This is a genomic window from Pseudomonas sp. LTR0, from assembly GCF_036630035.1.
Taxonomy (GTDB): domain Bacteria; phylum Pseudomonadota; class Gammaproteobacteria; order Pseudomonadales; family Pseudomonadaceae; genus Aquipseudomonas; species Aquipseudomonas putida_Y.
The window spans coordinates 2,223,755-2,238,756 of the sequence record NZ_CP123734.1 but is presented as its reverse complement, the minus strand read 5'-3'; the positions used below and the strand labels follow the sequence as shown (position 1 = coordinate 2,238,756).

Annotated in this window: 11 protein-coding genes; 5 read left to right on the top strand and 6 right to left on the bottom strand. The window is 62.6% G+C overall.

The window, feature by feature from the left end:
• Nucleotides 1-70 precede the first annotated feature (70 nt).
• Together QCL51_RS10285 and pncB are read left to right on the top strand one after the other, a co-directional pair.
• A complete protein-coding gene (locus QCL51_RS10285; RefSeq protein ID WP_021782037.1) occupies nt 71-721 on the top strand; it encodes an isochorismatase family protein in 651 nt (216 codons plus the stop codon).
• On the top strand, nt 718-1,917 hold the full coding sequence (gene pncB, locus QCL51_RS10280; protein ID WP_338444818.1) for a nicotinate phosphoribosyltransferase: 1,200 nt from the start codon (nt 718-720) through the stop codon (nt 1,915-1,917). The genes QCL51_RS10285 and pncB overlap by 4 nt, the downstream gene beginning before the upstream one ends.
• Nucleotides 1,918-1,969: 52 nt before the next feature.
• On the opposite strand, the gene QCL51_RS10275 is transcribed toward pncB, so the two are convergent.
• Nucleotides 1,970-2,857, bottom strand: a complete 888-nt coding sequence (locus QCL51_RS10275) for a LysR family transcriptional regulator (RefSeq protein WP_021782039.1) — start codon at nt 2,855-2,857, stop codon at nt 1,970-1,972.
• A gap of 112 nt (nt 2,858-2,969) precedes the next feature.
• Between QCL51_RS10275 and QCL51_RS10270 the strand changes: the two genes are divergently transcribed.
• Together QCL51_RS10270 and ppnN are read left to right on the top strand one after the other, a co-directional pair.
• Complete coding sequence (locus QCL51_RS10270) at nt 2,970-4,031, top strand: YeiH family protein (protein ID WP_103444260.1); 1,062 nt, start codon at nt 2,970-2,972, stop codon at nt 4,029-4,031.
• A 208-nt stretch (nt 4,032-4,239) separates the two neighbouring features.
• The gene (gene ppnN / locus QCL51_RS10265; RefSeq protein ID WP_338444817.1) at nt 4,240-5,613 is read left to right on the top strand and encodes a nucleotide 5'-monophosphate nucleosidase PpnN; all 1,374 of its coding nucleotides are present in this window, start codon (nt 4,240-4,242) and stop codon (nt 5,611-5,613) included.
• A gap of 121 nt (nt 5,614-5,734) precedes the next feature.
• Here the strand turns inward: ppnN and QCL51_RS10260 are convergent, their stop codons facing one another.
• Together QCL51_RS10260 and pssA are read right to left on the bottom strand one after the other, a co-directional pair.
• Nucleotides 5,735-6,880 carry a GGDEF domain-containing protein gene (locus QCL51_RS10260; RefSeq protein ID WP_338444816.1) on the bottom strand — a complete coding sequence of 382 codons (1,146 nt, stop codon included), beginning with the start codon at nt 6,878-6,880 and terminating at the stop codon, nt 5,735-5,737.
• A gap of 231 nt (nt 6,881-7,111) precedes the next feature.
• Nucleotides 7,112-8,440, bottom strand: coding sequence for a CDP-diacylglycerol--serine O-phosphatidyltransferase (gene pssA, locus QCL51_RS10255; RefSeq protein ID WP_338444815.1), 1,329 nt, complete (start codon nt 8,438-8,440; stop codon nt 7,112-7,114).
• A gap of 181 nt (nt 8,441-8,621) precedes the next feature.
• Here pssA and QCL51_RS10250 point away from each other — a divergent pair, with 181 nt between their 5' ends.
• Nucleotides 8,622-9,629, top strand: a complete 1,008-nt coding sequence (locus tag QCL51_RS10250; RefSeq protein WP_103444257.1) for a GlxA family transcriptional regulator — start codon at nt 8,622-8,624, stop codon at nt 9,627-9,629.
• A gap of 124 nt (nt 9,630-9,753) precedes the next feature.
• Here QCL51_RS10250 and QCL51_RS10245 read toward each other — a convergent pair whose 3' ends face one another.
• The 3 genes from QCL51_RS10245 to katG all read right to left on the bottom strand — a co-directional run bounded on the left by QCL51_RS10245 (nt 9,754) and on the right by katG (nt 14,875).
• Nucleotides 9,754-11,088: an MFS transporter gene (locus QCL51_RS10245; RefSeq protein WP_274148266.1), complete on the bottom strand. Its 1,335-nt coding sequence runs from the start codon at nt 11,086-11,088 to the stop codon at nt 9,754-9,756.
• Nucleotides 11,089-11,250: 162 nt separating this feature from the next.
• Nucleotides 11,251-12,462: a M24 family metallopeptidase gene (locus QCL51_RS10240; protein ID WP_020191657.1), complete on the bottom strand. Its 1,212-nt coding sequence runs from the start codon at nt 12,460-12,462 to the stop codon at nt 11,251-11,253.
• A gap of 157 nt (nt 12,463-12,619) precedes the next feature.
• Complete coding sequence (gene katG / locus QCL51_RS10235) at nt 12,620-14,875, bottom strand: catalase/peroxidase HPI (RefSeq protein WP_338444814.1); 2,256 nt, start codon at nt 14,873-14,875, stop codon at nt 12,620-12,622.
• Nucleotides 14,876-15,002: the final 127 nt, after the last annotated feature.

Below are 15,002 nucleotides of genomic sequence, written 5' to 3'. Positions count from 1 at the left end.
TTATCTAGAACACTTGACACACTTATAGCACCAGATGAATTATATTGGTATTCCAGCAAGGAGAATCGCCATGAAGATCGCCAGTTTCGATGTCGACGCGCAGAACGGCTTCACCTCCAACGCGCCGCAGGAGCTTCCTGTTCCCGAAGGCGATGAAATTGCGGTTGACCTGAATACCATGGCATTGCGCGCCGACCTGCGCCTGGGCAGCAAGGATGCCCACCCGGCCAACGCCGCGTGGGTGGTCACCGACCCTGCACACATGCTACAGCCGCTGCAACTGGCCAACGCCGACCTTACCTGGGTCAGCCACTGCGTCCCCGGCACCCCGGGCTTCGAACTGCTACCCGGCCTGCCCGCCCCTATCGACTACGACTATTTCGTGTGGAAGGGGGTCGAACCCGATCTTCACCCATACGGCGCCTGCTACCACGACCTCGCCGAACGCCGTTCCACCGGGGTGATCGAGTACCTCAAGGTGCAGCAGGTAGGTGCAGTGATCGTTGGCGGTCTGGCCCTGGACTACTGCGTCAAGACCACCGCCCGCCAGCTGCGCCAGGCCGGCTTCCAGGTACTGCTGTACCTGCCAGCCTGCCGCGCGCTGACCCAGGCCGGCGCCATTGAGGCGTGCGGCGCCCTGGCCGCCGAGGGCGTGATCCTCTGCGGCGACGAGGCCGCCCTCGACCACCAGCTTGCCCTGATCAAGGAAGACCGCCCATGAGCAATAGTGTTTTCGGCCCACGCATTATCCAGAACCTGCTGGACACCGACTTCTACAAGATCACCATGATGCAGGCGGTGCTGCATAACTACCCCAATGCCGAAGTGGAATGGGAGTTCCGTTGCCGCAATGACGAAGACCTGTCCCCTTACCTGGCGGAGATCCGCTACCAGGTAGAACAACTGGCCGAGGTCACGGTCACCCACGACCAGCTGGCCTATCTGGAGAAGATCCCGTTCCTGAAACCGGACTTCATTCGCTTTCTCAGCTTGTTCCGTTTCAACCTGCGCTATGTGCAGGTGGGGCTGGACGGCGCCGGGCAACTGGCAATCCGCGTGCGTGGGCCATGGTTGCACGTGATTCTCTATGAAATCCCGCTGCTGGCGATCATCAGCGAGGTGCGCAACCGCTACCGTTATCGTGAGGTGATGCTCGAACAGGTCGGCGAACGGCTGTACCAGAAGCTTGACTGGTTGAAGGCCGAGGCCAGCGCCGATGAGCTGGCTGGCTTCCAGCTGGCAGACTTCGGTACCCGGCGGCGTTTCTCCTACCGGGTGCAGGAAGAGGTGGTGCACATCCTCAAGCACGACTTTCCGGGCCGATTTGTCGGCACCAGCAATGTTCACCTGGCTCGCGAATTCGAACTCAGGCCGCTCGGCACCATGGCGCACGAATGGTTCATGGCCCACCAGCAGCTCGGCCCGCGTCTGGTCGATAGCCAAGCCGCCGCGCTGGAATGCTGGGTGCGGGAGTACCGGGGGCTGCTGGGCATCGCCCTGACCGACTGCATTACCATGGACGCGTTCCTCGGCGATTTCGACCTGTACTTCGCCAAGCTATTCGACGGCTTGCGACATGATTCGGGCGACCCGCTGGCCTGGGCGGAAAAGGCCATTGCCCACTATGAACGGCTGGGGATCGACCCGAAAGGCAAAACCCTGATCTTTTCCGACGGGTTGGATTTTGCCAAGGCACTGGGGCTATACCGGGCGTTGCATAATCGGATCAATGTGAGCTTCGGCATTGGCACCCGGCTGACCTGCGACATACCGGGGGTGGAACCGATGAACATCGTGATCAAGATGACCGCCTGCAACGGGGCGCCGGTTGCGAAGATTTCCGACAGCCCGGGCAAGACACAGTGCCGGGATGAGAATTTCGTTGCCTATCTGAAACACGTCTTTCAGTTGAATTGAGGGTGTCTGTACTGGTCTCTTCACAGGCACACCCGCAGAGAGACCAGTACAATCAACCCACCTCCTGCATGGCAACACACAATTCAAGAAACCGCGAGGCAGCCCGCGAAGGCGTAGCCGCATGCGGCAACAGAATGGAAAAGCGCCGCACCAACGCCTGCGGCGCAACCTGCAGCCGGTGCAGCACCCCATCTTCGTGACGAATGGACATCGCCGAAACAAAGCCAACGCCCATCCCGGCCCGGACCGCCTCTTTTACCCCCTCAACGCCAGCAATCTCCAGCGCCACACGCATCGCCACGCCTTCACGGGCAAACGCCCGCTCGACAATCTGTCGCACGCCCGAGCCGCTTTCACGCAGTACCAACGGGTAATCGCCGAGCGCCGCCAGCATCTGCTGGTCACTGCCTGCCAAGGGATGCCCACGGGGCACAATCGCCACGATCTCGTCCTCGCGCCACGGCGTGACTTGCGTACCCAACGGCAACTCCTGCCCGGGCGGCCCCTCGATCAGGGCGATATCGACACTGTCCAGGGCGGCGACAATCTCCGCCGTATTGCCATGCGAGGTGCTGACCAGCACATCCGGATAACGCCCGTGAAAGTCGGCGATCAGGTAAGGCAGCAGGTAACTGGCGGGCGTGGTACTGGCGCCGATGCGCAAGGTGCCGCGCTCCAGCCCGCGCATGGCCTCGCGCAGCGCCTGGGCCTGGCGGAAGGTTTCGCGCAGGCGCTCGGCATGCGCCAGCAACTGCTCACCGGCCGCAGTCAGCCGCACACCGCGGCCGGCGCGTTGGTAAAGGGGTTCGCCAAACGCCTCTTGCAAGAGCTTGAGCTGGCCGGACACTGCCGGCTGCGACAGGTGCAGGGCTTGAGCCGCATGGCTGATGTTGCCGTGCTCGGCAACCGTGGCGAATGTTATCAGCTGTTCTGGGGTCATGATTCAAAAATATCAGCTAAGCGGATATTTGCCATCCTAAATTACGATTTTTTATAAGCTTATAACCAGATTAACGTAGGCCTTGTCGAAACACCTTTTCCGGAGGACTCACATGGCCACGGTTCCGTCCAACCCCGCCTTTGCCCCTACCCTCTCCACCCGAGGGCGGCTCAATGGCATCCTGTTCGTCGCGCTGTTCGCGGTCGCAGTCACGCAACTGGCGGCCATGCCCGCTATCGCCAACCTGGGCATCAGCCCGCTGATCGTGGGTATTGTCGCAGGTGCCTTGTATGGCAACGCGCTGCGTGACGGCGTACCGGCAAGCTGGGCAGCAGGTATCAATTTTTCCGCTCGCGGCCTGTTGCGCATTGCCGTGGCGTTCTTTGGTTTGCGGGTAAGCCTGCAGGAAATTGCCGAAGTCGGCTGGTCGGGGCTTGTCGTGTCGGTGCTGGTCGTCACCAGTACCCTGCTGATCGGCCTGTGGTGTGGCATGAAAGTGTTCAAGCTCGACCGCGATACCGCCTTGCTGACCGCCGCCGGCAGCGCCATCTGCGGCGCTGCCGCCGTGCTGGCATTCGAATCGGCGCTGCGCAGCGCCCCCCATAAAAGCGCCATGGCAGTCGGAAGCGTGGTGCTGTTCGGTACCTTGTCCATGTTCCTTTACCCACTGGCGATCAATGCCGGCTGGCTGCATCTGGATACCATGGGCGCCGGGCTGTTGCTGGGCGGCACTGTCCACGAAGTGGCTCAGGTGGTAGGCGCGGCCAGCAATGTCAGCCCCGAAGCCACGCACGTCGCCACCATCGTCAAGATGACCCGGGTCATGCTGCTGGTACCTGTACTGCTGGTGGTGGGCCTGTGGATCAGCCGTTCGCGCAAGGCTGGCCAGGCGCAGGGCAACGGGCGCATTGCCATGCCCTGGTTCGCTTTCGGCTTCCTGGCACTGGTCCTGGTGAATTCGCTACACGTGCTGCCTGGCAGCGTGACCCAGGCAGTTAACAGCCTGGACACCTTTGCCTTGACCATGGCCATGACCGCACTGGGAATGGAAACGCGCTTCAGCCAGATTCGCCAGGCCGGGCCACGGGCGCTGGCCACCGGGGCGATCCTTAACCTGTGGCTGGTTGGCGGGGGGCTGGCGATTACCCTGGGGGTGCAGAAGCTGTTGAGCTGACTGGAGACCGAGTCGGCTGCTTCGCGGGTAAACCCGCTCCTACAGGTGGGTGCTGCCCTGAAGACGGCAAGGCCCCTGTAGGAGCGGGTTTACCCGCGAAGCAGGCAGCTCGGTCTCAAGGTTTTTCCACGCCCCCCTCGTTGCCGCCCACATTTCTCGGTATGGTGGTGTCAAAGAAGGATGTTTTACCCGCACAGGAAAGACTTAGATGCCTCAACGCCATGTCATCAATGCATCCGTCAGCCCCAAAGGCAGCCTGGAAACGCTGTCACAACGTGAAGTGCAACAACTGAGTGAAGTCGGTACCGGTAGCCTTTACACGCTGTTCCGCCAGTGCGCCCTGGCAATCCTCAACACCGGCGCCCATGTCGACAATGCCAAGACCATCCTTGAGGCCTACAAGGACTTCGAGGTGCGTATCCACCAACAGGACCGCGGCGTGCGCCTGGAACTGCTCAATGCCCCGGCCGACGCCTTCGTCGATGGCGAAATGATCGCCAGCACCCGTGAAATGCTGTTCAGCGCCTTGCGCGACATCGTCTACACCGAAAGCGAGCTGGCCAGCCAGCGCATCGACCTGGAAAGCTCCCAGGGCATCACCGATTATGTTTTCCACCTGCTGCGCAACGCGCGCACCTTGCGCCCGGGCGTGGAGCCGAAGATGGTGGTGTGTTGGGGCGGCCACTCGATCAGCACCGAGGAATACCAGTACACCAAGAAGGTCGGCCACGAACTGGGCCTGCGCAAGCTGGATATCTGCACCGGCTGCGGCCCGGGCGTGATGAAAGGCCCGATGAAGGGCGCCACCATCGCCCACGCCAAGCAACGCATGCATGGCAGCCGCTACCTGGGCCTCACCGAGCCCGGCATCATCGCCGCCGAAGCGCCCAACCCGATCGTCAACGAACTGGTGATCCTGCCAGACATCGAGAAGCGCCTGGAGGCCTTCGTGCGTGTCGGCCACGGCATCATCATCTTCCCGGGCGGTGCTGGCACAGCGGAGGAGTTCCTGTACCTGCTGGGCATCCTCATGCACCCGGACAACCACGACCTGCCATTCCCGGTGGTGCTCACCGGCCCGCGCAGCGCCGAGCCTTATCTGCAACAGTTGCACGCTTTCGTCGGCGCCACCCTGGGTGAAGCCGCCCATCGCCTGTACGAAATCATCATCGACGACCCGGCGGAAGTCGCCCGGCACATGGTCGACGGCCTCAAAGCGGTCAAGCAGTTCCGCCGCGAGCGCAACGATGCCTTCCACTTCAACTGGCTGCTGAAGATCGAGGAGAGCTTCCAGCGACCGTTCGACCCGACCCACCAGGCCATGGCTGAACTGGACTTGCGCCGCGAGCTGCCGCCCCATGAACTGGCGGCCAACCTGCGCCGGGCGTTTTCCGGCATTGTCGCAGGCAACGTCAAGGACAAAGGCATCCGCCTGATCGAGGAACACGGGCCGTATCAGATCCACGGCGACAGCGCCGTACTGGACCCGCTGGGCCGGCTGCTGCAGGCATTCGTCGACCAGCACCGGATGAAACTGCCCGGCGGCGCGGAGTATGTGCCGTGCTATCAGGTGGCGACCTGACCACTCCGCTTTGCTGACGACGGGCATGGATGCCCGTCAAACGCGGGGGCCGGGTGACAGGAGCGCCTGTACGGATCACCCACATGGGTTTCATGAAAGCTCAGCCACCCAGGTGGCTCGCTCACTGGCGGAGTTCAACCATCGCCCGCTCGAAAAACCGAATGCTGTCGCGTCCCCCACGTTTGGACTGGTACAGCGCCACATCCCCCTGTTCGATTAACGCCGCCAGGCTCGCCGGCGGCTGATCGAACACGTTGGCACCAATGCTCAAGGTAACCGCCTGGGGCGTAGGCACAGTCTTGTCGGCGTAATGCTGGAACTGCTCACGCAGCCCACTTCCCAGTTCCATGACCCGTTCACTACTTGCGCCACTCAGCAAGATGACGAACTCATCCCCGCCCAACCGCGCCGCCAGCGAGCGCTCGGGCAGCGCCGTACGAATCATCTCGCTCAAGGCAATCAGCAATCGGTCGCCGGCTATATGCCCGTGCAGGTCGTTGACCAGTTTGAAGTTGTCGATGTCGATCAATAGCAATGCCCCGGGCTGCGCCGGGCTTACGTCCTTGAAGAAATGCCCCGCCCGCACCTCCAGCGCACGCCGGTTGTACAGCGCAGTCAGCGGGTCACGGGCTGCCAGCCGGGCAATGCGCTCTTCACGCCGGTAACGTACGGTGCCGGTCATCGACAAGGCAATCAGCATGATCGCCATCGCGCCTTCCACCAGCGAAACCTGAATGATCAGCCCGCCAAAGGTCGCCAGGTCAATCAGCGTGCCTGGCGTGATCGCGATGGCCGCCTTGGCCACATAGAACAGCCCATGGATCAGCAACACGTAGCGCAGTTGCACGGCGCCGACACTCAGCGATTTGCCATGTGGCCGCAGCAGGAAACTGGCCTTGAGCGTCAGCGAGGCCACCAACAACGAGTTGACCATCAACATCACCTTCGACCACTGCGGGCCCACGGGCAGCAGCAGCAAGGCGAACCAGACCACCACGATCATCAGCCAGGCGCGTGACAAGCGCTCCTGGGTGAAGCGCAGCACGCCGATCAGGAAAAACACGTGGGCCATCACCAGCAAGCCATTGGCGAACCAGATACCGATGAACAGCAAGCCGGCCCCGCGCAACAATGCCAGGGTGCTACCAACCGTAATCGTGGCGAAACCCGCACTCCAGTAAAGCAACGAGGTTTCGCGCACACTGCGCCATTCAATCGCCAGGTACAAGGCGGCCGCAGCGGCCAAAGCGACTGAAATAGTCAGCATCGTGGGTGGATCTAACGCCATATACGCATTGGCCTGTCTGGTTAACGGGAAAAGGCCCGACTGTATGCGATCGTGATCACGTTCAGAGGGGCCTTGCACGGTTGCCTGCACATTGTAATCCAGCCCCTGAAAAGGGCCGTGGGCAGCAATATCATAATGACATCAATGCGCGGTGCGCACCACTCTGGCCCTGTGGCTGGCTTGCCGGCGACAGGGCCAGTAGAGGCGACGTCAGAGCACCCGCTTGATCAATGGTTCCAACCGGCTATAGCGCAACCGACGCAGAAACTTGCGCACTTGCTTGGGATGTTCGGCCTTCTCCCCCAGCGCCTCTGCCGAACCGATTCTCGGCGCAAAGCGCCGCAGTTCGCTCAACTCCGCTTCCCGTGGCGCCAGCCATTGCCCCTGCGGGTCGTCGATCAGCAGGCCGTTCTCAAGGTCCAGGTTGAACCCGCGCGGGTTCAGGTTGTTGCCGGTCAGCAGCGAAAAACGCTGGTCGATCCACACGCCCTTGGCATGGAAGGTATGCCCGGGATCGTTCCAGATGCGTACTTGCAGCTGGCCACTGGCAATCGCGGCGTGGCGGCGGCGGGTGAAGGCGCGCAGGTTGTCCTCATACAGATAGGGCAATGCACCACTGGCACTGAACGGTTCGCCAGGGGCGATGTAGAAATCGTTGGCGGTACGGTCACCGACAATCAGTTCCACCCCAACCCCTCGCGCCAGGGCGTGGTCAAGTTCGCGCATCACGACCTGCGGCGGGTTGAAGTACGGCGTACTGATGATGATCTGCGTACGCGCCACTGCCAGCAAGGCGCACAGTGCCCGGTTCAGTGGATTGCCACGGCCCACACCCAGCAGCGGGATCACCTGCAGGCCCTGCCCCGTCACGCTGGCCGGTACCTCATAGGCCATGCGCCGCAGCCGTGCGCGCAAGCGCCGAATGTCGCCGCGCAAGCTGCGGGTAGAAGGTGGCGCCGGCAGGTCGAGGCGCGGTGTGGCAGTGTGATGCAGCAAACGATGCACCAGGCCGACCATGGCATCAGCCAGTGCCGGTGACTGGAACAGGTGGTAGCGGTCCAGGCGATAGCGGTCGAAACGGTGCAGGTAGACATTGTTCAGACTGGCACCGGTGTAGATCACGCAATCGTCGATGATGCTGCCTTTGAGGTGCAACACCCCGAACAGTTCGCGGGTCTGCACTGGCACGCCATGGATGGCGATATCCAGCCCGCGCAACTGGCGCTGGGCCTGGTACCAGGCAGCATTGCCCGGCTGACGCCCGGCCCCCAGCAGCCCTCGCCTGGCGCGGAACCAGTCGACCACGATGGTGATCTCCAGGCCTGGCCGCGCGGCTTTGGCCTGGTACAAGGCATCCAGCACTTCCTGGCCAGCCTCGTCCTCTTGCAGGTACAGCGCGACAATAACGATGCGCCGAGTCGCCGTACGGATGCGCTCGAACAGGCAGGCGCGGTAAGCCTTGGCATCGGGCAGCACCTGTATCGCTTCGGGGGGCATGGCGTAGCCTGACAAGCCCGCCAGCATGGATTCGGGGTTCACTGACGCTCACCTTCTCTGTGCAATCACTGTCGGCCCTGCCAGCCGGCGGGGCCATTCCTGGCCGCTGCATCCGGGGTGTATGATCGACCCCGCAACGACACATAACAACAAGAACCACGCGAGGCTCTGCTTTCTCACTGCCCCTGACCAACCAGGCCTCAGCTTGCACAGGAACAGCGCAATGGTCCACCCCGCTTCTGCAAACCTATCGCCGTCTATTGTAAAGGGTTGTTCGGCAAAGACCTTTGGCTTCCTGATTTTGCCCAATTTCACCACCATCGGCCTTGCGTCCGCGGTGGAGACCCTGCGCATGGCCAACCTGGCCGCGCGCAAGCCACTGTATCGCAGTGTGCTGATCGCCGCAGACGACGCGCCGGTGGTGGCCAGCAACGGCATGCGCGTGCTGCCCGACTACAACATCGCCAACGCCCCCGCGCTGGATGCCTTGCTGGTGGTCGGCGCCAACCCGATCGACCGAAGCCGTAGCAACCGCCCTCTGATCGACTGGTTGCGCCAACTGGCCCGCCAGCGCTTGCCACTGGGCGGTATCTGCACCGGTAGCTACCTGCTGGCCAAGGCCGAATTGCTCAAGGGTTACCGCTGCACCATCCACTGGGAAGACCTGCCGACGTTGCAGGCGCACTTCCCCGGTATCGTGATCTCCAGCCAGCTGTTCGAACTGGACCGCGACCGTTACACCTGCTCAGGTGGCGTGGCGGCCATGGACATGATGCTGCAACTGGTGGCCCGGGATACGGGCGGCCAGGACATCGCGGCCAAGGCCGCCGAACTGTTGCTGTGCGACCGCGTACGCGGTGAGCGTGAGCGCCAGCGTGTGCCGCTGCGCACCCTGCTCGGCAGCGCTCAGCCCAAACTGAGCCAGGTGGTGGCGATCATGGAGGCCAATCTGGAGGAACCGCTGGGGTTGGAGGAACTGGCCAGCCTCAACGAAGTGACCGTGCGCCAACTGGAGCGGCTGTTCCACAAGTACCTGCAGCGCACGCCCAGCCAGTATTACCTGGAGCTTCGGCTGTCGCGGGCGCGGGAGTTACTGCTGCGCAGTGACGTGCAAGTCCGTGAGGTAGCGCTGGCCTGCGGCTTCAGTTCGCCTGCGCATTTCTCCAAGAGTTATAGCCGGTTCTTCGGGCTGTCGCCTTTAGGGGAGCGGCGGCAGGCCTCTCTCCATTGAATGGGGTCATGTACTGGCTTGGCTGGCCTCTTCGCGGGCAAGCCCGCTCCTGCACGCACATCGGTGGTCCGACACAGGCCGTTGTAGGAGCGGGCTTGCCCGCGAAGGGGCCAGTGCAGGTCAACTAATCTTCAAGGGCCGCGTGCGCCGTCTCCCGACACATCAGCATGGCCACCAGCGCCACCAGTGCTGCCGCCAGCAAGTATCCTGCCGGGGCAAGCTTGCTGCCCGTCACCTGAATCAACCAGGTGGCAATGAACGGCGCAGTCCCGCCAAACAGCGAATTGGCCACATTGAAGCTCAGGGCAAACCCGCTGAAGCGCACCCGGGTCGGAAAGATTTCGGCCAGCAGGCACGGCAAGGTCCCGTCGTTCATCGCCAGCATCGCACCGAAAAGAATCTGGATGGCCAGAATCACCAGCAGCGGTTGCCCATCAAGCAGGCGGAACAACGGCACGGTCAACCCCAGGAACAACAGCGAGGCCACCACCAGCATGGTCTTGCGACCAAACTGGTCGGACAACCGTCCCATCAGGAAGATCAAGCCGATATAGGTGGCCAGCGACACCGTCGAGGCGATGAACGAGTCCCGCTCGCTCATGCCCATTTCACTGGACAGGTAGGTCGGCATGTAACTGAGCAACAGGTAGAACGCAACCGCATTCAGGCAGGTGACACCTATGCCGATCGCCAGGCTGCGCCGGTGCTGGCCCAGCAGTTCGCGCAGCGGCGTCGTGGCCATGCCGGCCTTGTTTTCCAGGCGCTGTTCCATCTCCAGGAACTTGGGCGTGTCCTGCAGGCTCATGCGGATATAGCGCCCTACCAGGCCGAACGGCGCCGCCAGCAGGAACGGCAGGCGCCAGCCCCACTCATGCAGGGCTTCACTGCTGAGCAGCTCATGCAGCACCGCGACGAACGCCGCACCGAACAACAACCCCGCCGCCGTGCTGGCCGGCACGATGCTGGTGTACAAGCCACGCCGCCCAGGCGGCGCATACTCGGCCAGGAACGCAGCGGCCCCGGCGTACTCACCCGAGGCGGAAAACCCCTGTACCAGGCGGATCAGCAACAGCAAGGCCGGCGCCCACAGCCCAATCTGCGCATAGCCCGGCAACAAGCCAATGCAGAAGGTAGATACCGACATGATCAGGATCGACCACGACAGCGCGTTGCGCCGACCGTGTCGATCGCCAAAATGGCCCCAGACGATGCCGCCCAGCGGGCGCACCAGGAACGACAGGGCGAATACCGCGAAGGTGGCCAGCAAACCGGTGGTCTTGTCAGTTTGCGGGAAGAAGGTGGCGGCGATGATGGTGGCCAGATAGCCGTAGGCGGCGTAGTCGAACCACTCGACGAAGTTGCCCATGAAGCTGGCCCGGGCGGCCTTGCGCAGCGCCTGGCGTTCGGCGTTGTGTGCGGGGCCGGCGATGGCGGACGGGTCAAGGGTGGTGCTGGACATGACGGGTACCCTCTGGTTCTTTTAATTGGAGGCAGGGTCTGGTGGTCATACGGGGATCTTGTTGTTGTCTGGGCCGGCCTCTTCGCGGGTGAACCCGCGCCTGCAAAAACGGTGAAATCCCCGCAGGAGCGGGCTTGCCCGCGAAGCAGCCGACGCCGATGCTTATTTGCGAATGATGTTGTGCTCCGGCCCATACGGGAACTTGGTGATGTTCTCGGCGCCGCTGTCGTTGACGATCAGGATGTCATGCTCGCGATAACCGCCAGCCCCCGGTCGCCCTTCAGGCAGCATGATCATCGGCTCGATCGACACCACCATGCCCGGCTCCAGCACGGTATCGATGTCCTCGCGCAGCTCCAGCCCCGCCTCGCGGCCGTAGTAATGGCTGAGCGTGCCGAACGAATGGCCATAGCCGAAGGTGCGGTACTGCAGCAGGTCGTGGCGCAGGAAAATCTCGTTCAGTTCGCGGGCGATATCGCTGCAGCGCATGCCCGGGCGCACCAGTTGCAGCCCGGCTTCGTGCACTTCGACATTGGCCTGCCACAGGCGCAGGTACTCGTCCGGGCAGTGGTCAAGGAACAGGGTGCGCTCCAGCGCAGTGTAATAACCGGCGATCATGGGGAAACAGTTGAGGCTGAGGATCTCGCCCTTGCCCACACGGCGGCTGGTGACCGGGTTGTGCGCGCCATCGGTATTGAGCCCGGACTGGAACCAGGTCCAGGTGTCCATCAGCTCGGCGTCCGGGAAGCGTTTGGCAATTTCGCGCACCATCGCCTGGGTGGCATGCAGTGCCACTTCGTACTCGGGCACCTGCTCACGCAGGGCCTCGACCACTGCCGCTCCGCCGATGTCGGCCACCTGCGCACCGTGACGGATAAGCGCCTGCTCCTCGGCCGACTTGATCATGCGCATACGCATGCACGGCGCAGCGATGTCCACCAGCTCGGCCTTGGGGTAGCAGGCGGCGAATTTGCCGTGGTTCTGCAGGTTCAGGTGGTCGTACTCCACGCCGATGCGCGAGGCCAGCGGCAACGCCTGCTGGATGGCGACGAAATAGTTGTCGCGCTGCCAGTCGGTGTAGACGATGTTGTCAGTGCCCACCGTGCGCCGCCAGGGTTGCCCGCCGTCGATATTGGCGCTGATCGAGACCACCTTGTCCTGGGTGATCACCAGCGCATAAGGGCGGCCAAACGAGCAGTAGAGGAAATCGCTGTAATAGTTGACGTTGTGATACGAGGTGAAGATTGCCGCCTCGATATCCTGCTCGGCCATATAGGCCCGCAGCCGGGCGTGGCGAGCAGCGTATTCCTGAGCGGAGAAGGTTGGTTGTACCTTGTCGCCATTGCGGATTTTCAGGGTCTTGGGCATTTGCATGGTCGGGGTTCCTTGTCGTTGTGAGCACGCTGTTCAGGCCGGCCGCCTGAGAAGCATTGCAACAGAACCGACGAGGACACTTTTGTATCTATCCGACCTGGAATTGGCGGGATGACCACTGGCCAAGGGGGCGCTGAGCGCCCCCCGCCAGGCAACGCTATTTCAGATCAAAGCGGTCCAGCTCCATGACCTTCTGCCAGGCGGCCACAAAGTCCCGGACAAACTTGTCACCGCCATCACTGCTGGCATACACCTCGCTCAACGCCCGCAACTGCGCATGCGAACCAAACACCAGATCGACCCGGCTACCGCTCCACTTCACCTGCCCGGTCTTGCGGTCGCGCCCTTCAAAGGTCTCGTTGTCCGCCGAGGTGGGTTTCCACTCCACGCTCATGTCCAGCAAGTTGCGGAAGAAGTCGTTGCTCAGCGTTCCCGGCTTGTCGGTGAACACGCCGAGGTTGCTGCCACCATGGTTGGCACCGAGCACGCGCAGGCCGCCGATCAGCACGGTCAGCTCCGGCGCGGTCAGGGTCAGCAACTGCGCCTTGTCCAGCAACAGTTTCTCGGCCTTGACGCTGTAACGTGCCTTGGTGAAGTTGCGGAAGCCATCGGCCAGCGGCTCCAGCACGGCGAACGACTCGACGTCGGTCTGCTCCTGAGACGCATCGACCCGGCCCGGGCGGAATCCTACGCTGCCGCTGTAACCGGCATCCTTGGCAGCTTTTTCGACTGCCGCGGTACCGGCCAGCACGATCAGGTCAGCCAGGGAAACCTTCTTGCCGCTGTTGTTGAACTCGGCCTGGATCTTCTCCAACACCGCCAGCACCTTGTCCACGCCCTGGTTTGCAGCCCAGTCCTTCTGTGGGGCCAAGCGCAAACGCGCGCCGTTGGCACCACCGCGCTTGTCGGAGCCGCGGAAGGTCGACGCGGATGCCCAGGCGGTGGAGACCAGTTCGCCCACGCTCAAACCCGAGGCCAGGATCCTGGACTTGAGGGTCGCGATGTCTTGCTCGCTGATCGTGGCTGGGTCGGCTTTGGGTAGCGGGTCTTGCCACAGCAACTCTTCATTGGGCATTTCCGGGCCCAGGTAGCGCGCCAGCGGGCCCATGTCGCGGTGGATCAGCTTGTACCATGCACGGGCAAAAGCATCCGCCAGCTGGTCAGGGTTTTCTTTGAAGCGGCGAGCGATTGGCTCGTAAATGGGGTCGAAACGCAATGCCAGGTCGGAGGTCAACATAGACGGTGCGTGCTTTTTACCGGGATCGTGTGCATCTGGCACCGTGCCTGCGCCTTTGCCGTCTTTCGGCCGCCACTGGTGCGCGCCAGCCGGGCTTTTGGTCAGCTCCCACTCAAAGTCGAACAGGTTATTCAGGTATTCGTTGCTCCACCGGGTCGGGGTGGAGGTCCAGGTCACTTCCAGGCCACTGGTGATGGTATCCCCGCCTTTGCCGGAGCCAAACGTGTTATGCCAGCCCAGGCCCTGCATCTCCAGGCCTGCCGCTTCCGGCTCGGGGCCGACGTTATCGGCGGGGCCGGCACCGTGGGTCTTGCCGAACGCGTGCCCACCGGCGATCAACGCCACGGTTTCCTCATCGTTCATGGCCATGCGGCCAAAGGTTTCACGGATGTCCTTGCCTGAGGCCACCGGGTCCGGGTTACCTTCCGGGCCTTCCGGGTTCACGTAGATCAGGCCCATCTGCACGGCGGCCAACGGGTTTTCCAGGTTACGCTCGGCTGACAGGTTGCGATTCTGCTCTTCGCCATGCTTGGCCGGCTCGGCCACCAGGTCACCCTGCCCTGGCGCCTGCGCCTTGGCCTGATCCTTGCCATAACGGGTATCGCCGCCCAGCCACTCCTTTTCCGAGCCCCAGTACACGTCTTCGTCCGGCTCCCACACATCGGCACGCCCGCCGGAAAAGCCGAAGGTCTTGAAGCCCATGGACTCGAGGGCAACATTACCGGTGAGTACGATCAGGTCGGCCCAGGAAATCTTGTTGCCGTACTTCTGCTTGATCGGCCACAGCAGGCGCCGGGCCTTGTCCAGGCTGACGTTGTCCGGCCAGCTGTTGAGCGGGGCGAAACGTTGCTGGCCAGAGCCCGCCCCCCCACGGCCGTCACCAATGCGGTAGGTGCCGGCGCTATGCCAGGCCATACGGATGAACAGCGGGCCGTAGTGGCCGAAATCGGCCGGCCACCAGTCCTGCGAGTCGGTCATCAGGGCGGTCAGGTCTTTCTTCAGGGCCTGGAAGTCGAGGCTCTTGAACGCCTTGGCATAGTCGAAGTCCGGGTCGGGGCTGGACTTGGAGGAATGCTGGTGAAGAATTCTCAGGTTGAGCTGGTCAGGCCACCAGTCACGGTTGGTGGTGCCGCCACCTGCGGTTTGATGGAACGGGCATTTCGATTCGTTCGACATCTGCGGGTACCTTTGGGTCGGTTATCCAGATTTCCGGTCTATGCCAGTGTTCTTTCAGCCGAGCGGGTGGGCTCGTACTACCCCTCATCAGGTGTACACGGGGCTTGCGAAGCTGTCACGCCGGGGG